The sequence below is a fragment of the Winogradskyella psychrotolerans genome (genome assembly GCF_018860545.1).
In the GTDB taxonomy this organism is placed as follows: Bacteria; Bacteroidota; Bacteroidia; order Flavobacteriales; family Flavobacteriaceae; genus Winogradskyella; species Winogradskyella psychrotolerans_A.
The window spans coordinates 76,869-102,550 of the sequence record NZ_JAHKPN010000018.1 but is presented as its reverse complement, the minus strand read 5'-3'; the positions used below and the strand labels follow the sequence as shown (position 1 = coordinate 102,550).

At 32.1% G+C, this 25,682-nt stretch carries 17 protein-coding genes; 2 read left to right on the top strand and 15 right to left on the bottom strand.

Annotated features, from left to right (window positions below):
- Positions 1 to 155 precede the first annotated feature (155 nt).
- Positions 156 to 533 carry a hypothetical protein gene (locus KO515_RS08640; protein WP_215935970.1) on the bottom strand — a complete coding sequence of 126 codons (378 nt, stop codon included), beginning with the start codon at positions 531 to 533 and terminating at the stop codon, positions 156 to 158.
- Between the two features lie 282 nt (positions 534 to 815).
- Between KO515_RS08640 and KO515_RS08635 the strand changes: the two genes are divergently transcribed.
- Positions 816 to 1,814, top strand: coding sequence for a metal-dependent hydrolase (locus KO515_RS08635; RefSeq protein ID WP_215935969.1), 999 nt, complete (start codon positions 816 to 818; stop codon positions 1,812 to 1,814).
- A gap of 12 nt (positions 1,815 to 1,826) precedes the next feature.
- Here the strand turns inward: KO515_RS08635 and KO515_RS08630 are convergent, their stop codons facing one another.
- A complete protein-coding gene (locus tag KO515_RS08630) occupies positions 1,827 to 2,585 on the bottom strand; it encodes a phospholipase A (protein ID WP_252723819.1) in 759 nt (252 codons plus the stop codon).
- A gap of 298 nt (positions 2,586 to 2,883) precedes the next feature.
- On the opposite strand from KO515_RS08630, the gene KO515_RS08625 reads away from it, so the two are divergent.
- The gene (locus KO515_RS08625; protein WP_215935967.1) at positions 2,884 to 4,686 is read left to right on the top strand and encodes an SLC13 family permease; all 1,803 of its coding nucleotides are present in this window, start codon (positions 2,884 to 2,886) and stop codon (positions 4,684 to 4,686) included.
- Positions 4,687 to 4,756: 70 nt separating this feature from the next.
- On the opposite strand, the gene KO515_RS08620 is transcribed toward KO515_RS08625, so the two are convergent.
- From KO515_RS08620 to KO515_RS08545, 13 genes are all read right to left on the bottom strand, one after another.
- On the bottom strand, positions 4,757 to 5,695 hold the full coding sequence (locus KO515_RS08620) for a sterol desaturase family protein (RefSeq protein ID WP_215935966.1): 939 nt from the start codon (positions 5,693 to 5,695) through the stop codon (positions 4,757 to 4,759).
- A 320-nt stretch (positions 5,696 to 6,015) separates the two neighbouring features.
- Positions 6,016 to 6,450, bottom strand: a complete 435-nt coding sequence (locus tag KO515_RS08615; protein ID WP_215935965.1) for a DUF7793 family protein — start codon at positions 6,448 to 6,450, stop codon at positions 6,016 to 6,018.
- 9 nt (positions 6,451 to 6,459) lie between these two features.
- Positions 6,460 to 6,873 (bottom strand): hypothetical protein, encoded by a 414-nt coding sequence (locus KO515_RS08610; protein WP_215935964.1) that lies wholly within the window; start codon positions 6,871 to 6,873, stop codon positions 6,460 to 6,462.
- A 183-nt stretch (positions 6,874 to 7,056) separates the two neighbouring features.
- The gene (locus tag KO515_RS18815) at positions 7,057 to 11,937 is read right to left on the bottom strand and encodes a PAS domain S-box protein (RefSeq protein WP_252723818.1); all 4,881 of its coding nucleotides are present in this window, start codon (positions 11,935 to 11,937) and stop codon (positions 7,057 to 7,059) included.
- A 5-nt stretch (positions 11,938 to 11,942) separates the two neighbouring features.
- Positions 11,943 to 12,323 (bottom strand): response regulator, encoded by a 381-nt coding sequence (locus KO515_RS08585; protein ID WP_215935963.1) that lies wholly within the window; start codon positions 12,321 to 12,323, stop codon positions 11,943 to 11,945.
- A gap of 77 nt (positions 12,324 to 12,400) precedes the next feature.
- Positions 12,401 to 15,451: a PAS domain S-box protein gene (locus KO515_RS08580; RefSeq protein WP_354668275.1), complete on the bottom strand. Its 3,051-nt coding sequence runs from the start codon at positions 15,449 to 15,451 to the stop codon at positions 12,401 to 12,403.
- A gap of 296 nt (positions 15,452 to 15,747) precedes the next feature.
- Positions 15,748 to 16,236: a YqiA/YcfP family alpha/beta fold hydrolase gene (locus KO515_RS08575; protein ID WP_215935961.1), complete on the bottom strand. Its 489-nt coding sequence runs from the start codon at positions 16,234 to 16,236 to the stop codon at positions 15,748 to 15,750.
- A gap of 128 nt (positions 16,237 to 16,364) precedes the next feature.
- Positions 16,365 to 17,780 carry an alkaline phosphatase gene (locus KO515_RS08570; RefSeq protein WP_215935960.1) on the bottom strand — a complete coding sequence of 472 codons (1,416 nt, stop codon included), beginning with the start codon at positions 17,778 to 17,780 and terminating at the stop codon, positions 16,365 to 16,367.
- A 551-nt stretch (positions 17,781 to 18,331) separates the two neighbouring features.
- Positions 18,332 to 20,665 (bottom strand): VPS10 domain-containing protein, encoded by a 2,334-nt coding sequence (locus KO515_RS08565; protein WP_215935959.1) that lies wholly within the window; start codon positions 20,663 to 20,665, stop codon positions 18,332 to 18,334.
- A gap of 111 nt (positions 20,666 to 20,776) precedes the next feature.
- The gene (locus KO515_RS08560) at positions 20,777 to 22,411 is read right to left on the bottom strand and encodes a tetratricopeptide repeat protein (protein ID WP_215935958.1); all 1,635 of its coding nucleotides are present in this window, start codon (positions 22,409 to 22,411) and stop codon (positions 20,777 to 20,779) included.
- A 388-nt stretch (positions 22,412 to 22,799) separates the two neighbouring features.
- Positions 22,800 to 23,441, bottom strand: a complete 642-nt coding sequence (locus KO515_RS08555) for a DUF6266 family protein (RefSeq protein ID WP_013622785.1) — start codon at positions 23,439 to 23,441, stop codon at positions 22,800 to 22,802.
- Between the two features lie 125 nt (positions 23,442 to 23,566).
- A complete protein-coding gene (locus KO515_RS08550) occupies positions 23,567 to 24,007 on the bottom strand; it encodes a DUF6943 family protein (RefSeq protein WP_179319604.1) in 441 nt (146 codons plus the stop codon).
- Positions 24,008 to 25,215: 1,208 nt separating this feature from the next.
- Positions 25,216 to 25,656, bottom strand: a complete 441-nt coding sequence (locus KO515_RS08545; RefSeq protein WP_215935957.1) for a heavy-metal-associated domain-containing protein — start codon at positions 25,654 to 25,656, stop codon at positions 25,216 to 25,218.
- Positions 25,657 to 25,682: the final 26 nt, after the last annotated feature.

The following is a 25,682-nucleotide window of genomic DNA, read 5'->3' as shown; positions in this document are numbered from 1 at the left end:
ACAACGCCTATTGGCTTAATTTATATTAGGCCTTTTTGTGACTAAGTTTATCGAAAAGCTGACGGATTCAACCAAAACTTATATTTAAGTTAGTAGCATTTGCACCGCAGTTAACTTGAATAATTGCGTTATGTTAACTATGAATTTGAGCGTTCCTATCCTGTATTTCGAATTTGTTTTATATTTTTCTTGTAAACCTGTAAATTATAAGTATTGTGAGATTTCGGAATTGACACTGCATTGCGAATTTGGCTATTTGTAGAATGTATAGCACTACCATTAACAACACGTAATTGTATGGTTCTAAACACATGATAACACGTATCTTGAAGATGTTTAATGCTATCGAATAGAATAACATCTGACCATACGCAAATAGAAGTGATTGATGATTGAAAATTTTTAGCGAGTTGTGTTACAGCAGTTAAAGTAGTTAAAGTAGTTAAAGTAATTAAAGTAGTTAAAGTAGTTAAAGTATATGCTGTGGATGCCTTAACACCCTGACTTAATAAACTATGTCCTAGCAATTTCATATTACTATATTTAGACTATGAATCATCTAAATTGTAGAATCGTAGATAATTCTAAAAAAATTACATTTAAAGCTTAAATTTTCAGGTTTTTAGAATAAAATTTCTATTAAAAAAACACGTTAATTTTAGTACATCTAAGATACAAAAAAATAAATTTTTTATAAGCTTAAATTCTTTAATAATTTATATTTTTTTTACTTCCAAAATAGTAATATGTTTTAGTTAAAATTAGAGTAAAATCTCATACTTTATGAGTTACATATCCTATTTTTGAACTTGTATATGGATTCACTCACTCAAATTGTCTTAGGTGCAGCCGTAGGAGAAGCTGTTTTAGGAAGAAAGGTTGGCAATAAGGCTATATTATATGGTGCCATTGCTGGTACAATTCCAGATTTAGACGTCTTTGCGTCTTACTTCACCGATACGGTATCTGCATTAGCGATTCATCGTGGCTTTACGCATTCGATTCTATTTTCGGTATTCTTTGCTCCTGTTTTTGGTTGGCTAGTGTCTCGCTATGAAACATATAAAGGATTTAAAGGTTGGTCGTGGCTGTTTTTCTGGGCTTTAATAACTCATCCCATTTTAGATGCGCATACCACCTGGGGAACGCAATTATTCTGGCCGCTGGATTTAAGATTAGCTTTTAAAACCATTTTTGTTGTTGATCCATTATATACCATACCTTTTTTAGTGTTTTTGATTTTAGCGATGTTTCAAAAACGAACCTCAGCTGAACGGCGTCGGTATAACGGTATTGGACTTACGGTAAGCACAGCCTATTTAGCGTTAACATTTGTACTTAAAAGTTTAGCATTCACCCATTTTGAAAACGCTTTAGAAACGCAAAATATAGCTTACAAACAAATAGACACAAGACCATCTCCACTAAATACTATTTTATGGAATGCTAATGTGGAAACACAAGACGAGTATTTATTAGGTGATTATTCCTTTTTTGATACTCAAGATATTCAATTTGAAACCTATCCAAAAAATCATCACTTACTGGGTGATTTAATCCAAAATGAAAAAGTAAAACAAATGATTACTATTTCTGAAGGCTGGTTTACCATTAACAAAATAGACGATAAATTATACTATAATGACTTGCGTTTTGGGTTATTAAGTACGGAACCACAATCACAAAACTTCGTATTTAGGTATTTAATTGACGTTGATGCTTCCGGAAACGTTAGCTTTATAGAACAAGAGAAAACACAACGTGATGGCAAACAATTGATGTCAGATTTATGGAAACGGATTAAAGGTAATTAACCCACTTCACCCTTATTTATTTCTCCCATTAAACCATTTAAATTCATTTGTTCTAATCACAAAACCAATTCTAATCATACTTTGAGATTGCTGATAATTTAGTAAACCTTCAGCTTGTCCAACATACCACTCTAACATTAGATATTGATTAGAAATATTATTATCGAATGGATTATAATAAACCCGTGCTCTAATGGATCCTTTACCCTCAAAATTTAAACCTTTACGCACTCTTAAATCATAGATTAATTTATCTGGCCGGTACGTATGAGATACATTTATTTGACCTAATCCAACGTATTCTAACAGATCTGGATTACCTTCTTTGTAACCAAATGGCAACCAAGCCTTAAAACTTGCCACAGTATTTCTAAAAATACTAGTTGTGTACTGAAAACTTATACGATTCCAACTTCGAGACTCTAAACTATCCCTTCCATTAGATTCATGCTCAAAAGCTAATGTCCCAACACCCTTTAATCGATCTTCCTTGTCATAAAAGTACTTACCCAAAGCAATTGTAGGATTAAAATTGATATCCTTAAAAGGGAGGGACTCCTCATAAATATTCCAAAATGATTTTTGAGTATAGGTTAAAAACAAATAGGTATCTAAGGGTAATTTGCTTCGCGTTAGAACCTGTTTAAAACTTATTTGATACTTGGCATTAGAGGTTGCACTGTTAACATCTTTATTTGTTGGTATTCCCGTTACAAAAAAGTTGTCTTTGTGTATTGAAAAATAAGGTTGCTTAGCAATAGAATCCTGCATTTTTTTTTTCGTATATACCTGAGCTTGCATTATATGAGTAGACAAGAGTATTATAAAAAGTAAAATAGATTTTTTAAACATATTGAAGCGGTATATAAATTTAAACATTGAGCGTCATAAAAATTAAAGCAAATATCGTTAAATACAACAAGCATGGTTAACTTATATACAATCCATAGTAATCTATTAGAAAAATAAAACTATAGATGATAAGATTTGTTATCAAAGCAATCAAAATTCGAAATGAGCACCTCTGCTAATTTTTCTATAATTAAATTTAGATTTTATCTTAAAATCTATGGCGCTCTCAATAATTTTGGTATTTATCATTGTTGGTATTAGCATTTTACTTTTTGTAACAGAGCTCTTTCCGGTTGATAAAATTTCTTTTTTCATTATAGTAGCCTTAGTTCTGCTACAACTTACAACACCAGAGGAAGCTATTAGTGGTTTTGCCAATCCGGCAACAATAACAGTTTTAGCTTTAATGATTTTAGCCGTTGGACTTGAAGAAAATGGTGTCATTCAATTACTTTCAGATGGTATTAAAAAACTAAAAACAGTACCACTAATCTTATTAACTCCTGCTTTTATGTTTATATCCGCAAGCATCTCTGCGTTTATCAGCACCACTGCCGTTGTCATTATCTTTATAAAAATAATAACGAGATTATCTGAGAAATATGGTTTCTCTTCATCACGTTTATTAATGCCCATTTCATTTGCTGGCATATTGGGTGGTAGTTGTACATTAATGGGTACTTCTACTAATTTAATCGTCAATGCCATTGCAAAAAAGCATGGTATTGAAGTGTTTAGCTTTTTTGAATTCACTTGGTATGGCATTATTTTTTTTCTAATTGGATTGGTCATTATGACCTTGGCTTCTAGATTTTTACCTAAGACCATACGACGTAATTTATCTAGTGATTATGATATCGATTCTTATGTTTTCACAGTAAAAGTTACGGAAGACTCTCCTTTAATTGGTAAACGGTTTGGAGACATTGAATTTATGAATCAAGAAGATTCTAAGTTACTTAAATTAATTCGAAATAATCAAGTTATTAATGATCCAGGAAAATACATTAAACTCATGGCTAATGATAATTTAGTATTGATGAGTGATTTAGATAATTTCCAAGCTTTTATGAAGGAAAACGGTTTTGTTTTAAATGAAAAGCGCCAAAAACAACAACTTGATAATTATAATAAAGATGAGGAAAATGACCTCACTTATATTGAAACTCTAATATTACCAGGCTCCAATCTTATTGGAAAAACCCTAAAAGGCTTGCGCCGAATGTCTTTTGAAGGAGCATTCCCTATTGCTATAAAAAAACGAAGAAACTTAAGAAATACGCGAGAGCGTTTATTACGAAAAAATATAGACGATATTAATCTTAAACCTGGAGACCGCGTTCTACTTGAAATGCAAGAGCATAAAATTTCAGATTTATATCATATTGAAAATATTGCGATTTTAAATGAACACGAGTTTAAACCCAATGTATCCAAATCGAAACGGATGATGGCGATTTTAATTTTGCTAGGCGTAATTTCTCTTGCAGCGACTAGCGTCCTCAGTATTTTAACCGCTTCACTCGTTGGTGTTTCTGTAATGCTACTCACCAATATTATTCGGCTTGAAAGCGTTTATCAAAAGGTGAATTGGCAAATCGTTTTTTTACTAGCTGGCATGATTCCGTTGGGAATCGCTATGACTAATAGCGGAGCAGATCTTTGGATATCCACACATCTTTTGAATATTATGAGTGACCAAGATCCAACTATTGTTTTAGGTTTATTATTTGGGATCACCATTATTCTATCTGGTGTAATCTCAAATAACGCCACGGCTATTATTATGGCGCCCATTGCGATTGCTGTGGCAAGTGGTTTAAGTTTAGATATAAAACCATTTTTACTCGCTGTTATGTTCGGTTCAAATTTTAGCTTCTTTACACCTGTTGGCTACCAAACGAACACCCTTATTTATGGCACAGGCGTTTATAAATTTAAACACTTTTTAATTATAGGTGGTGTGTTATCTTTAACGCTATGGATTGTTGGCACCCTTTTATTATCAAGTAGCTTATGATATTAAAAAAAACACCAAAATGATTAAAGTTTAAGGTCGTTTCTATTTGAGTAAAACTAATTCTAAACTATTATTTGAAGTCTTCGTACTTCTTTCCTTTTGCCATTTCCTCTCGCATTTGCTTTATGGTTAGTGTACTCCCATCGTGACTCCATCCAGGAGGTGCAAAAACATACATGAACTTGTGATACCAATTCTTAGATTTTTTCATATCCTCCCAAATATTTTTATATTCGTGCGTAAGAATAACGAATAAATTATAAGAATTAGGTGGAGTTGACACACCATATTCGATTGGAATGGTCTCATCGAGTTCTTTCCATGTTCCAAATATTCTATCAAATATATTTAGGAAACCACCATGATTTTTGTCCATATACTCAATATTCCTTGCGTGGTGTACTTGGTGCATGGTATGCGTATTAACGAATTTTTCAATAAAACCCATTTTCTTAATATACTTGGTATGCAACTGAAATTGCCACAACGCTTCAATACCTAAACAAACCACAAGCATTTCTGGTGGAAAACCTATAATAACGATCCATACATAGAAAAAAGGCTTATAAAAAATAGTAAACCAACCGTTACGAACAGCAGTTCCTAGATTAAAATTATCCGAAGAATGATGTACTATATGTGCCGCCCAGAAAAACCGAACCATATGATTTTGTCTGTGAAACCAATAATAGGTAAAGTCATCTAAAAGCATACAAATCACCCAAATATACCAAGCATACCCAAAAGACTCGTATCCCATAATATTTGTACGAACACCATCAACTAATGGATTGAATATATCATAGACAAAATCAAAAATAACAATCATTGAGACTGTCTTTATTAATGCTGCAATAACTGCTGATCCTATACCTATGGAAACACTAGATATTAGATCTTTCCATTCATATAATTTCTTATCATCTAAAATTTTACTGTAAGTCAGCTCTAAAGCAATAAGCGCTAAAAAAACCGGAACACCGTAAACTAAGGGGTTAGTGAAATCCATTTACTACTAATTTTTAAAATATGGGTTGTTTATATGATATTAATTTCTGAAGATAACAATTTGATACACTTTTCATAACTACTTAAAAAATGTTTAATAAAAAAAAATTCAAATTCTTGATACTAAATTTAATTCGTAAAGATACAGCAACATCATTAAAAACCACAATTTTTCAATCTTGGTTTTTTGTAAATTAAAAAAGCCCTACGTATTTCTACGAAGGGATTATATCTTAAATCATGTTATAAAAAAGTTTATAACACTTAATTTCGTCTACAAATATGATCTATACTACCAATACCAATCTATCAATGTATGATTTACGCTTGAAGCTGTAAATTATTCGTTCTATGAAACTTATATTTTGTTTGTAAGGCATATTCTTCTGCCAGTATAATATCCTCAAATATTGCAAACGGAGTCGCATCATCATAAAGTCGTTTATAAAAAGACAATAATAATTTTCCGCCCAAGCTATTAATCACATACGATTCTGAAATTCTCAATTTAATTAGTTCAGGGTTTTGAGCTAACAATTTCGCTGCAGAAACAGAAAAAGTCCCGCGCGTATTTTTTAAATCTATAAGAAACGGCATAGCATTACCGTCGCACAACGTTATAATAGCCTTGATGTACAGCTCAACATTTTTTAATTCTAATTTAAAATTAGGATCTTCATTGTTAAATTCACAATAAAGAATGCCGGTATGATCTGTCCAAAATATGGCATTATTAAATCCAATGATTTTACTCATAATAACCTATTAACTTGCATTATTAAAAATCTGATAATTATTTTGGCAGTATGCACGAGCCACATTGAAATCTGTATGTATTTTATTAGGAACCACTTTATTACCAGTAATATTATTAATCGCTAATAAAATTCTTAGACTTGTAGAACGGACTAAGAACACTCTAGAAAGTACTAATGTATTTATTGATACACTATTAGAAATTAGTATAAATAATTCTATAGAATCTGAACTATTTAATTGTTTTAAATCTAATAGAAGTGGTTTGTATTGCCTGTCGTAAATTACAGAAATAGCTTTATACAATACCTCTTCTCTTTCCGACTTATCATAAGTTTTGAAAAAAACTGGACTTAATTTACAACGGATTATATTTTGGTCTTCCCAAATTTTAATGCCTTCATACTGAATATCTTCACTCATATCATTTGTTTGGGATACACATACCAATTGATATGCCAAAACAAAAACACTTCGACTAAAAATAACATAAAACACTGAAAATCAACATATTAAATCTAAAACCCTAAAAACCAAAGCATTAAAAAAGTCACGGAATACCGTGACCTCTTCTGTGATGTTTTTATGAATTAACGGATTACCGCTTTATTTAGGTTTTTTTAAATCTAGTTTTTTCATCCTATCCCGTAACGTACTCGGTTTTATTTGCAATAGGTTTGAAGCACCATCTGGACCACTAATTTTCCAGTTGCATTGCTCTAACACCTGAAGAATATGATCTCGCTGAGCAGCATCTAAAGACAAGTCTTTTTGATTGATAGGATTTACTATTTGATTCGATGATTCAAATCCAGGTATAAACAATGTTTCTTCTGTAGATAAAATTGTTGCGCGTTCAATTAAATTCTCTAGCTCCCTAATATTCCCAGGCCATTTATAGGATTTGAGCTTATTCATAGACTCATCCGCTATATATTTAATGTTTCGACCATAATCTTTATTAAACTTATCTACAAAATGCTCTACTAATAACGGAATATCATCTTTTCGGTCGCGAAGTGCAGGTACAATTATAGGAAATACATGAAGTCTAAAATACAAATCCTCTCTAAAGCGTTTGTTTTTAATTTCTTCTTTTAAATCTCTATTCGTTGCGGCAATCACCCGTACATTCAACTTTTTAGTACCAGCACCTCCAATGACTTCTATCTCTCCTTCTTGTAAGAATCTTAAAATTTTTGGCTGCATATCTATAGGTAACTCCCCTATTTCATCTAAAAACAAAGTTCCCTCATCTGCCAATTCAAATTTTCCAATTTTATCATTAAACGCTCCTGTAAATGATCCTTTTTTATGTCCAAATAATTCACTCTCTAACAACTCTCTAGGGATCGCTGCACAATTAACTTTAATTAAAGGTTTTTTATTACGAGTACTTGTATTATGAATAGCTCTCGCCAACAACTCTTTACCTGTACCTGACTCACCAAGCAACAATACGGTTGCGTTGGTTGGCGCCACCTTTTCTATTTCCGTGAGAACATTACTAAATTCTGCGCTTCCATAGACCATTTCTTCATAGTTAAACACTAAATCTAACTCATTTCTTAGATATACATTTTCTTGCTCTAATTGATTTCGAAGTTTATTAAGTTCATTATTTGCCAGTGTAAGTTGCTCGTTTGCTATAATAGATGCTTTTTCTGCCAATTTTCGTTCTGTACTTTGTATCATTAAGGACACCAGATTAGCAATAGACGTTGCGAACTCTTCTTCATCCGTAGTCCATGTATGCATCGTATCTACCTGTTCAAAACACAAAATACCATAAACTCCACCTATCCCCTGTATTGGAATACTTAGTTTAGATTTTATATTTAACGGTATAAAATAAGTATTTAAAGACCCTTGAAATAACTCATGAGTTAGTGCATTTGACGCATTAACTATTTTGTTCTCAATTATGGTTGCAAAAAAAGCTTCATTTCCTTGTTTATGAAAAGCCTGACCACTTTCATAAGAGTCATTTTTTCGATTATATAACTTTTTGCAAAGCATTTCAGTTCTGCTATCGTTAAATTTTAAAATACTTCCTCTTTCAACATTTAAGGTCTTTGCCGATAATGCGGTAATTTTATCTAAGGCATCTTTATAATCTTTCCCCACTAAACTGGCCAATTCTAATATAACATTTTTTCGTTCTAAGGATTTTTTTGCGTTATCTTCTAAAACCTTTTTAGCTTTTTCTTCTTCGGAAACATCTTTCATAGTACCGAATAATGCTATCACTTCTCCGTTATCATTTTTGATATTTCCAGATAAAAAGGACGCTAAAAATGTTTCCCCATTTTTTCTTACAAACTCAAATTGAGAAGAGGGCTCTTCACCATTTGCAACTTGTTTATTAATATTTGATATTTTTTCTAGATCCTCTGTCTTTACAAATGGATAAGGCAAATTAAGGCTTAACAGCTCTTCTCTTGAATAGCCCACAATATTGCAATAAGAGTCATTAACCATCACTATCTTACCATTTAAATCCACGATAACTAAGCCCTCTTGCATAGACATAATGAGCTTGTCATTAAACTCTTTTGCTAATTTTAAGTTTTGCTCGGCTTTTCTTCGTTCTGTAATATCTTCTACAGTTGCGAAATTGGCCGTTTTATCTCCATTTTCATCATATATACTCGAAACCATAACATGCACCGGAAAATGTTCTCCGTTTTTACGCATATATGTGTTTTCATAATCTTTCTCATTTTTATTTTGTATCAGTAATTTGTACCGTCTATCATTTTCTTTTTTTAATTCGGGTACTGAAAATGGGTATGGCCGTTTAACTCCTAATAATTCGTCTTCTGTAAAACCTGTCATTTTACAAAACGACGGATTTACACTGATTATCTCTGAGTCTAAATTAATAGCATACAAACCTTCATGCATCGATTTCAAAAGGCTACTTGAAAACTCATTAGCAATTTTTAATTCTAATTCGTGCTTTTTACGTTCTGAAATATCCTGAGCAGTACCAATTGCTTTTACTGGAATAAAATTATTATCAAAAATTAGTTCACCAAGGACATGTATCCAAACGTCTTCTTTTGAATGAAGCGTTATAGCTTTGAATTCTAAATCAATCTTCTTCCGGTTTTCAATCGCATCATAATAATGCGCTATAGTTTTTTCTAAATGATCTGGATGTATGAGCGCGATTAAACCTTCTCTTGATTTTTCGTAAGTGTTATCAATACCAATTATATTATCTAAAACCTTAGAGCTTTCCCAAGCACCAGATTCTATGTCTACGGTATACGATCCAATTTTAGCTACAATCTGTGATTGTCTTAGGTTATATTCGCTTTCCTGCAGTTTTATTTCTGATTTCTTACGATGCGTTATATCTTGCATCGTCCCAATCATTTTTACCGATTTTCCATCGTTATCATAAATAATTTCACCGGTACCATGTACCCATATCTCCTCCTTTGTCTTTAATTTAACGACCCTATATTCTTTATCAAACTTTCTATTATTCTTGATTCCGTTTTCTAGGTAGTTAAACATTTCCTCTCTTTCATCTGGATGAATAACCTCAACCCAACTATCAATTGTTTTCACATAAGATTCGGGAATACCAAAAACACTATTTAATACTGCAGAAGACTCCCAAGTTCTCGTATTTAAATCTAATACATACGAACCAATATTTCCAACGACTTGAGATTGCCTCAGACTATATTCACTTTCCTGAAGTTTAATTTCAGACGTTTTACGATCCGTTATATCTTGTATAGTACCTATTAATTTGATAGGGCTATTATTTTCATCAAAAATTAATTCTCCGATACCATGAACCCAAATTTCTTCTTTGGTATTATATTTTATGAGTCTGTATTCTTTGGTAAATCGCTCATGATTTGCGACACACTGTTCAAAGTAATTTAGCATTTCTTCCTGTTCATCGGGATGAATAAGAGTATTCCAACTTTCAACAGTTTTTATATAAGTCCCGTCAATACCAAATAGTTTATTTAAAACTTCAGATCCTTCCCAACTGCTCGCTTTTAAATCCACCACATAAGACCCTATATTAGCAACAATTTGAGACTGCTTTAAGTTAAATTCACTTTCCTGAAGTTTAACTTCTACTTTTTTACGTTCTGTAATATCTCGCCCAATAGACAACACTTTGCCGTCTATTTGTTTTTTTGCAGTGATTTCAATATCTAATATTGTCTTATCCTTGCACATCATCTGCCTTTCAAAAAGCACAGATTCTCCTTTTAATATGCGATCATAAAGTTTTTGATCTGAAATAAAATCACCAACTAGAAAATCGTTGATATTTAGTTTAGAAAATTCCTCTTGAGAGTACCCTAACATTTGAAACGTTGCCTTATTAAAGGAATGTATGGTTCCGTCTAATGTATACGTTAGGATAGCATCACTTGCCTGATTTATTAAAGCTCTATAAGATTCGTCTTTTTTCTTTATTTCATCTCTAACCCTAAATTTTTCTATAACGATATTAATTAAGCTACGTGTTAATTTTAATTCGCGAATATCTTGTAATGAAGGTGCATTTATGGACTGACTATAAATTGCAAAAGTTCCTAAAACTTCATTACTCTCAGATAACACCGGTAATGACCAGCACGATTTAAGCTTATGTTCTAAGGCGACATCCTTATAATTCTTCCACAATCTATCGCTGCTAATATCAGAAACGATTACTGGTTTTTTAGTAAAAGCAGCTGTGCCACAAGAGCCAACAGACGCACCTATTTCAACAATTTTCATTGCCTTATTATAAGGTTCTGGCAATGACGGTGCGGCTACTAGATTGAGATGAATGCCATCTTCGTTTAACAAACTCAATGCCCCAAAATAATCGGGGTGAACCGATTCAAAATTTAGAAGCAACTGATTAAATATCTCATCAATAGGTGTATTTAAAGCAATTAAATCTAAAATTTTATTTTTATGAATTAATAATTGCTCAGCTTTTACACGTTCAGATACCTCCTTATCTAAATCTATTTTTTTTTGCTCTAATTTACTAATAAGGCGCTCACTATAAAGCTTTAATACTTCTTGTTCGTTATATTGTAGGTCTTTTACAGGTTTTGGTTTTGCCTGATCCTCTTTAAGAACTCCCTGAATAATTTTTAGTATTTTTTCTTGATCTGTAGGCTTCCTTAAAAAATGAACAGCACCTAACTTTAATGCAAATTCTTCATCAAGCTTTTCTGTATAAGTCGAGGTATAATATATAAATGGAATTTGACTAAACAGTTTATCCTTTTTACATTCTTGACAGAATATATAGCCATCCATCACTGGCATTAAAATATCTGAAATTATGAGATCTACTTTTCCATTATGGTCATAAGTAGTCTTTAGTATATCTAAACCTTCTTTTCCATCCTTTGCTTCCACAACCTTGTAACCTGCTTCTTCTAATATAACTTTTAGCAAGTAAAGGTTTTCATATATATCATCTACTATTAATATGGTTTTCATAACTACTATGTGGACTGTTTATCTTTATATATTTTTTCCATTTGACTTACAAACGTATCGGGATCAATCGGTTTTTCAATATAACCATCCGCACCAGCTTCTAGTGCCTTTTCCCTATCACCACCCATAGCATAGGAGGTTACAGCTATAATGGCTGTGTTTTTTGGTAGACCATTATACCTAAGTTTAGCACAAATTTCATGACCATCCATATCTGGTAGCTGAATATCTATTAAAATGATTTCAGGGTGATTATCGTTTGCAAACTGCAAGCCGTCAACTCCATTATAGGCTTTTAAAACCGTATAATTACTTGTTGTAAGTAGGTAAGATAACATATACATATTTTGTTCATTATCTTCAATTATTAATATCGATGGACTCATATTTTTTGGGGTATAAAAATTAAAACCAACATCCTAGAGACTTAAATATATTACATTTAGTTTAGTTTAAAAATGTATCAATCAATTATTTTATCTGAATGTTTAATAGGCAACCTAAACGTAAAATTACTACCCACACCTAACTCACTAGACACCTGCAACGTTCCGCCTAATTTTTCTATTAAATTTTTGCAAATTGCTAAGCCAAGACCAGTGCCTTCATGGTTACGATTGAGTCCTACTTCAAGTTGAACAAAAGGCATAAATAATCTCACAAGATCCTTTTTCTGTACACCAATGCCTTCATCAATAACCTGCGTAATAACAAAATCATCAACGACTTCTACTTTTACACGAATAGTTCCGGTATTAGAAAATTTTATCGCATTAGATAATAAATTTAAAAATATCTGCTCAACCCTACGTTCATCGCTGACTAAAGTAATATCCATTTCTGCAATTTCTGTTCGCAAGATGAGGCCTTTAGCAGAGGCCTGTGGCTGCAAAAACTCTATGGTTTTCTCTAAAGATGTCAAATAATCAAAAGGATAGTATGTTACTTTTAATTTACCCGCTTCAATTCTGGATATATCTAAAATATCGTTAATAAGGCTTAATAAATGCTCACCACTATTTTTAACCATTGAAAGTTGCCTTTTTTGCTCTTCATTTAATGGTCCTGCCAATTCTTTAATTAAAATGCCTGTAAAACCAATAATAGAATTCATTGGAGTTCTTAACTCATGCGACATCGTAGCCAAGAAAGCAGACTTCATTAAATCTGCTGATTGGGCTTTAACTTTTTCTTTTTCTAATTCGGCCGTTCTTGTTTCTACTAATTTTTCAAGATTATTCTTATAGTTTTCTAATTCTATTTCGGCTTTCTTGCGTTCTGTAATATCCCGAATCACACCAATTAGAAATATAGCACCACCACTGTCTACAAATCGTGTCTTTTTTGTAGAGATGATACGACTTTCATTATTATTAAAAGTCATTGTTTCCTCATTCACATTAGCAATTCCAGTGGCAATAACTTGTTTATCAATTTTTAAAAATTCCTCTTGCTCAATCAATGATACATTTTCCGCTAAGGTTTTCCCTAAAATATCCTTTTTAGAAATGTTTAAAAGCTTGCAAAATGCATCATTAACCAATAATATATGGCTTTGCTCATCTTTTACGAATACAGGATCTGCAATATTATTTATGATATTTTCAAGATATTTTTCACTTTTCAGAATTTGTGCCTCTACTGTTTTTCTATCAGTAATATCATTTAGTATTCCTATATAGCTGGTTACTTCTTTATTAGAATCAAAAACACCTACAGCCTTAGCCGAAATCCACCTTACATCACCATTTTTATGAAGTAATCTAAAATCCTGTAATAATCTCTCATTTGATACAATAGATTTCTGCCATTGTTCTAAAACCATGTTTTTATCTTCTGGATGAATGGCATTAGACCAACCATAACCTAAGGCTTCATCATAAGTTTGTCCAGAATATTTCAACCATTCCTCATTAACATAATTACACTTACCGTCCTTATCTGATTGGAATATGGCCACTGGCGCATTAGCAGATAATCTCCTAAACAAAAGTTCACTATTTTTTAGCTGTTCCTCTGCTTCTTTACGTTCCGTAATATCTTTAGCTACAATCCCCAATGCTATTGGCGTATTTGTTTCCGGATCACGTATTAATAATCCTGATTTTTCAATAGGAATTAAATCTCCAGTTTCAAAATTTTGTAAATGCACTTCTCCACTCCATCTATTATGTTTAAAAACATGTGGCAAGTGCTCATTTATAATCCTGTCTTTGTAAACAGCTGGGAAGAAATCTATGATGGAATCTACTGTTTCTAAATCTGTATTTAACCCTACTAATTTTCTACCATTTGTATTTAAGTACAGGGGCTTACCTTCTAAAGTTGCTAAACCTATAAACTCATCACTAGTTTCTATTAATGATCGTAACATTTGATTATCCGCATCTGCTTTTTTTATTTCGGTAATGTCTGTAAAATAAATAGTTAACCCTTCCTCTGAAGGATATATTCTGTTTTCAAACCATTTATCTAGTGGTTCAGAATAATCTTCAAAATAAATTGTTTTTTGAGTTTCAAATGCCTCATTATAAACTTTATAAAATGACTGCTCTTTTCCTTCTGGAAATACGGTCCAAATATGATTCCCTATTAAATCTTCTTTAGATTTACCTAAAAGACCAGCTGCTTTTTTATTAACATACGTATAACACCAATTTGAATCTAAGGCAATAAAACCATCCGAAATATTATTTAATGAGGTTTCTAATTGTGTTGTTAATTTTTTCTCACTTTGGTGTTTTTCTGTCTTCAAATCCAAATACCTTTTTTTGTATTGTAATATGGAAAACACATCTCGATCTTGATTAGCTATAAAAGTTGCATTATAACTATCAGAATCTATAAACTTCAAATAAGCATATAGTACAAAGGATAAAATTAGAGCTGAAATAGACTTTCCGAAAATTTGCCCTAACAATAATGCATTAAAATCGTTTGCACCATAATTAAAGATTAAATTGAATAAAATAGAGTCAAATATTAAGACAACGGATAAGGAAACAAATAATACTATATAGATAGGCCACTTTTTAACTTTTGAAATTAAAAATTGATAAATAATCACCATCCAAATAAAATCTAGTAATAGTAAAACTTTACCTATAGAAAAGTACTTATAATTTAATACGAAAAAAGATGGAGATTCCAAATCACTTTTGGCTTGTGTAGTTAGTGCCGGATCATAAGAAAAACTATAGAGCGCTAACAATAAAAAGTTTGAGATAATCATACCTAAGATGAGTGTTCTCGCACTTCGAGCACCTTCTTTTATATAAATCAATAAAACCGCAAATAGAATTGAACTAAAAACAATTACTGATCCTGGATAAATAATTATATTATCTATATCTGTAATACTTACTCTTGAACCTATAAGTGATTGCAAATATTGTATGGCCCCCAGAAAAAGATAAAGCGGAGCCAACCCTAGGGTTTTTCTAAATTTAAATAAGATAAGGACACTAGAGGATATCAGTAAAAATTGTAATACTAAAGAAAGGTAGATATTCATATTTAGGTCAATTAAAGCCCACACAAGTTAAGCGATTATTATATAATACCTAAATAAAAAAACTTTACATACTACAATAACATTTTCTTCACACCCTTTTTATAAAGAAATAAGACACTATATGTTTAACTTCAAAATTCTAACAAACCTAAATACAGCAAACCTAAATACAGCAAACCTAAAGATATGTGTTTTCTCAAAATCTAACTTTTTTAATTTTTGAATTTTAAATATATCTCACCGGCTCTCAACTCACATTGAAACACATAAAAACTAATCCATTGAGCGTAAATACACTATAACATATTGAAAAAAATCTTCACCTCATCTTCAAAAATAGGTATAGGAATACGATGTGCTAAATCATTCCGTAAGTGAATATTATACTCAGGATTATACGAAATTGTACTTGCTAAGAACTGAAGTGTATCCGCCGGATTTACAACATCATCTTCTGTGCCTAAAACGATATATTTAAGAATGCTTTTTTTATTATCTATTTCAGGTATTTCTTGATAGACAGAGCGTTTTGCTAAGGCTGGATTAAAAAGCAATGCTGGACATTGATAACCATTAGAAATGTAATACCCTGTAAAACCTCCCATACTGCTCCCGATAACCACATTAATATCATGTGCGCTAAAATCAGCGGATATATTTGAAATTACGCTTGGTTGGTTTTCATAATCAATAGACGGAGCATAAACAACTCCGTATTGTTCCAAGATACTTCTCTTTTCAGGACTCAAACTCCCGTTTAATCCATGTATATATAAAATGTTCATGAAGTTTATTTTCTATTATAAAATGATTCTTTTTAAGTCAATAGTTAACAAATAACTAAGGTCAAATTTATGCGTAATCTAAACGAAGTACGTTACACTTTATTATTCGTTACAACATAACATTTTTATTAAAAAGTGTTCTGTATTTCAGCAGCTTCAAGCATTAAATAGTGTAAATCTGTATTCTTTATGAACGGTTTTAAGAGGTGACTTCCCGGACCATACATAGCTAATTCTACATAATCTGCAGAGTGTTGCATGCTAATCCAGCCCACTGAATTATGGGGTTTCTGCATTTGGGCTAAAAGATTAAAAGGAAGATGCCTTGGATTATAAAGACCTTTAGCAGTCGGTATGTCTTTATAATAATCTAACAACTGTTGACATTCTTCGTTGGTTAATGCAATATTGTTGGCATAGTTTATTCTTTCTTTTATTTGCGAGATGGAAGTCTCTTTACCAATACCATTTAAAATCCACTCGTTAGTATGTTTATAGTTTTGAATGGAATCAAAATTATCATTAGCATCCGAACCGTAGATAACTCCAGGATTGGCATTCCCATGATCCGTGGTTATAATCACTAAAGTTTCACCATCCTGTTCCGCAAAATCCATAGCGACTTGAATAGCTTCATCATGATCAATTTGATCGTGAATTAATCCTGCAATATCATTACCGTGGGCTGCCCAATCGACTTTTCCAGCTTCCACTTGTAACACAAAACCTTTGGAATGATCTTTCATGACGTCAATCGCTTTTTGAGTCATTTCCGCGAGTGTTGGTATGTTTTGAACCAACTCCTTACTATTTTGTCTATCTAAAGCATAAGGAAGCCCTCCATCATCAAAAACTCCTAAAATAGGCTTATCGGTTTCTGAAGACATCATATCATGTCTGGTATGAACCACTTGATACCCTTTTGATGTAAATTCTTGATACATGTCTTTTTTATCTTTTCTTTTATCTGAAGAAAAGTAATCATCACCTCCACCCATCATCACATCAAACTTAAGTTCCAAATACTTTTCTGCAATCTCCTCTTGGGCATTTCTCGATTTGGAATTGACACAAAATCCCGCAGGAGTAGCGTGCGTAATAGGAACTGAAGTGACACAACCTGCTTTTTTCCCTGACATCTTGAATTTCTGCCAAATAGGCAAGTACACCTCTCCACTTTCACCTACATTTAAACCTCCATTTTTAATTCTAACACCACCTCCCCAAGATGAACTTGCAGCAGCAGAATCGGTAACAATTGAACTTGCCGATGCCATGTCCATAAGTGCTCTGCTAACTTTATTTTTCTTATATAAGTCTAACCAATTAGAACCTGTTCCAGTTTTTCTCGAGAGATATAAATCGGCCATATTTAAAGTTCCAATACTCATACCATCACTAACAATAACAATTATGTTCTTTGCTTTTTTATTATAGTCAGTCATGTCATAACCAACTTCACTAGCGAGACTACTAAAGGGATGTAATAATGTTGTTCCCAATGCCACTAAGGACCCTTTCTTAAAAAAATTTCTTCTGTTCATTTTGATGTGGTCTAATACTTAATCTATAAGTTCCTTTTTCTAATCATTTAAATAAATACTTTACAGTATTCTTATTCAAAATTCAATGGCCTCTTACAATCACTGATGCTTTAATATCACGATATTTTAATATACGCTAAAAATCGAGCCATTTTATTCTGCAAATGGCAAAAAGTAACAACACAATGCATGAGACAAAGCACGTGTAATACAATTTCAAATTCGTTCGATTTTCATTATACCAATATAACAATAATCATTAATGCAACTTAGTTGCAAATTTAAACAAAAAACCTAGTATAGCATCCAAGTTGCGTTATGTTTATGTTATGAAAGTGGTCAGTTGAATGGCTGACCCACAAATAGCCCGTTTTTAATATTGCTATCTGAAAAAGAAGTTCTGTATTAAAGCAATACATACCCTTTACCGAGATGACCTTATAAAAACAAGAAGCCCACTTTACATTACGTAAAATGGGCTTTCATTAGATTTCAATTCTAAATTAAATTAGAACTATTGCACTATAAATCATATTGAAAAATCTGTAATACTAATTAGACTTTATTAGGCGCTTAGTAATTGTACTGTTTGCAGTTTGTACTTTTACCAAATAAACACCAGCCGCTAAATCACTTACATTAATTTCTGAGCTTAGATTCTTGACGCTCTTAACTTCTTGTCCGGAAATTGAGTATATACTAATAGCTTTAATAGAATCATCACCTACCACTAGAAAACTATTTTGGGTTGGATTAGGATAAAATTTAATAGTGTTATTAAAAGGTAACTCTGAACTAACTGATAGTGTTGATATATCAATATCATATTTTATTAAACCTAAATCTTGAGTACCTAAATAAACACTAACTTCATCTTCAGCAAAAAGAAATGCAGAAGTATATGTAAATGGATAGTTTAACGTTTCAGGCGATATTTCGTTCCAAGTGTCTCCTAAATCATTACTTATAATAATTTTTGCCTTTGCAATTGGCAATGGAACTTCATATCCATCAGAGTAATGTGTAACGGCTACAATTGCATTTTCATTAAATGATGAAAAAGCTATTTTATCAGTAAATTCCAAAGAAACAGAAACCCAAGTATCCCCTTTATTTTCAGATAAATAGACACCGTTAGTTGTCGCCAATACTAATTGATTAGCATTAAATGGATTCTGATCAATATCTAATATTAAATGCGCATCAATTGCTAATGATTCTAAACCATTATTACTTGTGATCCAAGTGGCACCATCGTCAACGGATTTATAAAAATTAATCCCTTTAGCAATAAAAATGGTAGTTTCATTTTCACTATCTACTTGTACTGCTTTAACAACCTGATCTAATTCTGGCTCAGGAACCGCTATAGTCTCATAAATAATGTTGTTCATATCAGTTAAATCTACCTTACTTAAACCTAAACCTGTAGAAACCCAACTAATATTTGGGTTAGCAATAGAATTAGAAACATCTTCTATAATTAAAAAAGATGAAGAACTAGCAATAATCTCTGCATTCAAACCATATTCTGAACTAACAGTAACATAAGATGTATTGAACCCTCTAACGTTTGTAAAAACACGACCACTTACCACTGGATCTGCAAATACTCCCGTTGGAGATCCAAAACCTTGATTTAAAGATTGTAGAAAAATCTCGTCCTCTATATTAGTCTGCAAATCTTTATGTATGAAACCGTTTCGCAATCCATAATATACATGGTTATCTCCAGCAGAAGAAAATGCCGCAACTGTTCCTGTAGAATTAAAAAAAGGATTTTCTAACTTGCTAAGTGTTTGCCCTCCATCTGTAGTTAAAAACGGGTAAAAATTAGCAGAAATTAAAATTTCATCAGCCGTAAAAGGATTGTATGATGCCGTTAAACCATAGTAATAGGCTTCTGTATCTATATCAGTATAAACATGGTTTTCCCAAGTGGTTCCATTATCTGAAGATACCACTATTTCATTTTCTTCTAACACTATAATTTCATCAGTATTAGTAGGGTTAAATTGAATATCATGAATACTATTAGTAGACATAGATGTCCAAGTAATTGGCACAATAGCCCAGGTGTCTCCTCCATCTAATGAACGGTATAAATTTTCTACATGAGTGTCGTAACCGTAGAATGTTCCTACAAATATATCATCAGAATTATTCGGATTAAAAGCTATGGGACTGTAAGTATTTCCTGGTATTTTATTTTCCCAAGTAAGTCCAGCATCTAGAGAAACGAAAACTCCCCCTAACTCTCTAGTTGTAGAACCACCTCGCATAAGAAATAGCTTGTTATCGTCACTCGGAGAAATACTTACATTGTTTACAACCACATGATCATTTATAGGACTATAGTAAACAACGTTCCAATTTAAACCACCATTAGAGGTATAAAACACCTCGTGAGTGTAAGCACCTGCAAAAAAATAGGTCGTATGCATTAACACCACATCATTGTTAGCATCCGAAATATCATAAGACTCTATTAAAATATCAAATTCAAAAGAGTTCGGTGGAGAAAAGGTCTGTGTAATCGAAGTTGTAGCTAAATCGAATATTACTATTTTATTATAATCAGTACCTTCTGCTTTAATATTAAAACTTAGAGCAGCTCCATCATTAATTAATTTTAAATCTTTTATAGTGGCATAATTATCTAAAGGATCTGAATATAAAATATCCCAAGTGTCACCACCATCCACAGACGTTACAACATGATTCGTCAAGGTATGAGCATAAATGACATTCTCTTGTGTTTTACTATACGTAACATCAAATAATTGTCCATAAGCTTTTGCTCCTTCAAATTCAATTTGCGCAGTGGCTTTAGTTGAAATGATAACGCTTAAGAAAAAGAGTAATAAAGTAATTTGTTTTTTCATCGTAACATATTTTAAGATTAGGATGATAAATATAGATACACGATATCGTTAACGCCTTATTTTAAGCGTGACATTCCGTGACACTACTGTTCTTTTAGCGTGACACAAAAATTAAATCGTAGATAAATAATTATGAAGTGTAGTGTTGTTGGGAATATTTAACTTACTGGCAAGTCGCTCTTTACGCTTCCTACATGATTGTGGTGTTATGTTTAAAAGCGATGCAATTTCTTTATTTGATAAATTCATATATAAATAAGTGATATACCGAATATCACTTGGCGTTAGTTTATCATGTTTATATCTCAGCCTATCTAAAAACCCTTGATTAATTTCTTCAAAGTGCGTAAAAAAACTATCCCATTGGGTATCTGTTTTAAGGTGATTCTTTAACTCCCGTATCTGTTTTTTTAATTCAGGATTTTCCGCTATCTCTGTATTCTGAGATAGCGATTGTAGTACTTCTTCAATTAAATCATTCTTACTAGACAAATACAAAGCTTTAGCGGTAAGCTTTCTATTTTTAACTTCTAATTCGTTTTTAAAACGTTCTTGCTCTAATAGTGCTAAAGTTTCTTGCTCATGCAATTGTTTTTGAATCAGCAAATAATCGCTTTTCTCTTTAGCTAACTCTAATTCTACAATGGTTTTCCGTTGTTTATGTTTTATAGAATTACTTCTAACAATCCATAAAATAAAGCCCATACTGAGTAATGTGATTCCGATAATACTATAAAAGAAGCGTCGCTCTTGTTTTAAGACTTCTTTACTTTCAGAAAGTTCATGTTGGTAATTTTGAATTTGAAACTTCACTTTTTCAGTTTCAAACAGTTTACTATTTCTGATATCGGCTAGCGAGTCTGAAGCAATAATTACAGAATCTTTATACACTAGAGCCTTTTCAAGTTGTCCCTTTTTACCATATAAATTAGACAAATAGCTATAGACTTCTTCTCTATTCTCAATACCTGCTTGCGTATTTCGAGCTTTAATACCATAATACAGCGCTTTATCTAAACGGTTTTGATCTTCATTAATTTGTGCTAAAACCAATAAAATGAAAACTTTATTTTCTACTTGTGAGACATCTTGAAACTTGGGTAATAAATTGAGAGCAATGTCTTCAGATTTGGCATATTGTTTTTTTAAGAGAAACATTTCAGACTGCGCCATCTTTCCTGTGACTAAAACATTAGGTTCATTCTTCAATAAAGGTAAGGCCTCATTAATATAAATTTGAGCAGAATCAGGCGCTTTCATTTTATTAGAGACCAATGCTAAATTCACCCCGTAATAGCCCACTTTGACCTCATCTCTTAATAATTTTGCCTTTTGGTACGCTTTAAAGAAATAATCCTTTGCCTGTAATAAATCTTCTTCTTGAAAATAAAGAATACCTATATTATTAAGCACCGTCATTTCCTGACGCGAATCTAAATGTTCAATAGCTATTTCATAGGCTTGTAAGTAATATAAAACCGCCTCACCATAATCTGAAAGGAAATAATAATTAGACCCTATATTTAATGTGGACCTAAAAACTTGTTCATACCATTGATTTTTTTTGGCTATGGCTTCTGTAGTAATCAATAGTTCAATAGACTGAGAATGTTCTTTTTGAAACATTAACGCTATTCCCTTATCTATCTGGCTATCTATAGTTTGAGGTGTGTCAACTTGAGAATAACTACGTATCGCGATCAGTAAAGCAATACATTTGATGTATAGATGTAATTTTTTATGCATTAAACCTTAGCCTTTTTTTAAGGCTAAATGTAACTAAAATTTGAAGAACACATTATGAAATACCTATTCACCTATTTTACAAACAGGTTAACTTAAGATTAAATTTGAAATATTAGCTCAAGCCATATATCACATTAAATGCAATACAAGATTTTTAAAAATTAAATTATATAATTTATATCTAAGAATTTTGCGATGACGTTTTACTTCCCGATACAATATTTAACTACCCTTGTATTCATTAGTACTATTGTATTTGGGCAACAAATAGCATACAAAAAATGGATAATAAGAGAAGATTAGTAACAACTATTAATAAATAGAGCAACAAATATAGCATAAAAAAAACCGCTCGATTAGAGCGGTTTCCAAATAAAAACACCAAGCATTAATTAGCTGTACCAGAGCCTAAATAAATACTGTTTGATACTTGACTACCATCAGCAGAAATAAAAGCCATAAATAGCTCTACTGTATCTCCTGCATAAGTTGTTGGGATTGGAATAATTTGAGAACCTACTGTTCTGTCTGCTCCATCAAGTAAAGAAATGGATTCCTTTTTTGAAGGATTGTAAACCAATAACATCGCCTTGTCAGTAGCATTTGCGTTACCTTCAGCAGAGTTATCATCCCAACCAAACGTTACTTCTCCAGCAGTTGCTAAATCAGTCGTTGGGTTTAGCACACCAGATAAACCTCCTCGACTTACTAAAGCGTTCGGATAGTCAACAACAAAGTTAGGTTCAGTACCTGTAATAGCATTATTCAATACATACGACATTGCAGCATTAAATTCTGTTTTCTTAACAGCTAACCCTTTATATCCTAACTTAATAAAAGGCTTTACAGCCTGTAAAAATTCTAAAGTGGCAGTAAACTTGGTTCTTTGGTTTACTTGACCAACAGTTCTTGGATTGGCTACACTTGAAGGTTTAATTCTAATGTAATCAATTCCTTTCCAGCTTCCACCGATAACGTTACCAACCTTACCTGAAAGACCTCCTAAAATACCTTGAGCAATTTTACCCATAACATAAATAATTTAAATGAAACATAATTTTCTTCGGACTTGGTACGGACTTAACACGAAGTTGTACCTTCCGCTGAAATATATGGCAAGTTTTATGCTATTCTTTTGATATGGATTTTGTTGCTTTAGATTGCTTCTTTTTGCATTTTAGAAAATAAACTTTGGATATATGATACTTTCAAATCTGCCATTTTTGAAATGATTTTATGAAGCTCCTTTTCCTTTTTATTAATTGCTGACACAATATTAATATGTTTTTGCAACTGAATTGCATCATAAAACAATGAGCTGTAGCTGTTTTTCAAAGTGTTCCTACAATCATCTATTGAAATAAACGGAATAACACTACCTTTTAAATAGTAAGCGTAAAAACCGCCTATTTGCAACATCATAGATAAGTGAAAAAGTGTGTGTTTTACCTCTTCTGTTGTAGTAGTGACAACGAAACAGTTAGCACAGGATTTTAAGAGTGGTTTTCCGCTGTTTAGACCTTTATTTAGAATGAAAAAATGAGGGTTCGAGTAGGTTCTTCCGATTTGGTGTGTTTTTAGTTCAAAAGTTGACATAGCTATCCAATTTAAAATTGCTTCGCTACGCTTCGCGCCATTATTTTTTTGAAAAGAAAAAAGATAGCCATAGTTGTTGTGGCGTGGGTAAGGCTGTCAAGGTTTTTGGATAAAAGTTTTTTGAGTTGAATGTCTAAATCAAAAGAAAAAGGGTATTGAAAAAAGTTTTATTCAAAACCCGTAGGGCTTGACCTTTATAGCCTTGTGCGGTTGGCAGAGGTAGCCACATATATTTGCCATCTTTTTTTATTTTAATATTTCAAATCGGTTTAAACTTGATTCAATTTACTTTTAACTTTTCTGGGGAATTAACACTTAAAAAAATAGGTTTAGTTCGTATTTGAGCGTTGGATTAAGCGTTTGTATATGTAGCGTTTTAAATAGTTGTTTGATAAAACAGCATTTAAACAAGCTACTTATACAGGACTTTTAGACAATAGCTTATTGCTTTTTTGAGGCACGATAAAAAGTAATGTGCTATGCCGTACTACAAAATATTGTAAACCTATTTTTTTATATCCTATTTCTTGGGTGGTGGGGAAAAGTGGACTTTAATATTTGTTAGTGAAATGAAACAAACAAAGACTTGAGGTAAGGAATACTTGGACTTAACGATGGTTTTGTGCAGTTGAATGAGATAACGAATATTATAATAAATTAACGTTACCCTTTGAATGTTCGACTGTTTAATGTTTGTTGAAAATGTAGTTAGAAGTTCGGATGTGAGCGTTGGAATAGCGGATATTTAGCTCGTTTCATTTTTATTTTAAATTAATGTACTCGTGAATATCCACAGTTTAATTTTAGTTCCGATTTGTGCGGATGGTGAGTGGATATTTTACATAATAGCAGTTATAGCGACGAAAATATAATAAAACGCCGTAGGCAACCATTGAAAGGATTTTTGCTCCTATAACTTCTATTATGTAACATAGCTTGGGATTGGTTTTGTGGCGGAATAGTTGTTTTGAGCGTTGGCAATAGCTCTTTGCTTTTTTATTGTACCAATTTATTAAAATGGATACTTTTAAATAAAAAAAGAAATGTGCTATTATAGCGCTGGCTACAAGTATTATGACATAAAACCAATTATGTATTGGCGTGCGGAACAACACAAAAGACAGAGGATTTTGAGGTACGAAAAAACTGGGTTTTGGGTTGTGGGGAATAAAAAAAGAGCCTTCCGAAAAAGACTCTTTCATTTTTGTTTAATGGTCGTGATTTGAATGGTCATCACTTTCTTCTTCACCAGATTGATTCATTATCATTTCGTGGTCGTATTTACAACAACTTGGTAAACCATTATATGCTTCTTCATTACTTGCTACTTTTTCGGTATCATAGCCTGAAGTTGCTATTGCTTTATGGATTGCCATTGCATCGGTTTTGCTATCATCAAAAGAAACGTCTATTTTCTTTTTATCGACATCCCAATTAGCACTTGCTACACCTTCAACACCGTTAGCTGCTTTTTCGATAGTGTTTTTACACATTCCGCAATTTCCTCTTACACCAAAAGACAGGTCTGTGATTGCCATATCTTTTGACATTTCAGTAGTTGTGGTTTCTGTTTCTTTTTTGGTTTCGTTTTTACAACTTGTAAAACCTAATGCTGCTATTACAGCTACACTTAAAATTAATCTCTTCATTGTTTCAAATTTAATTGTTATTACTT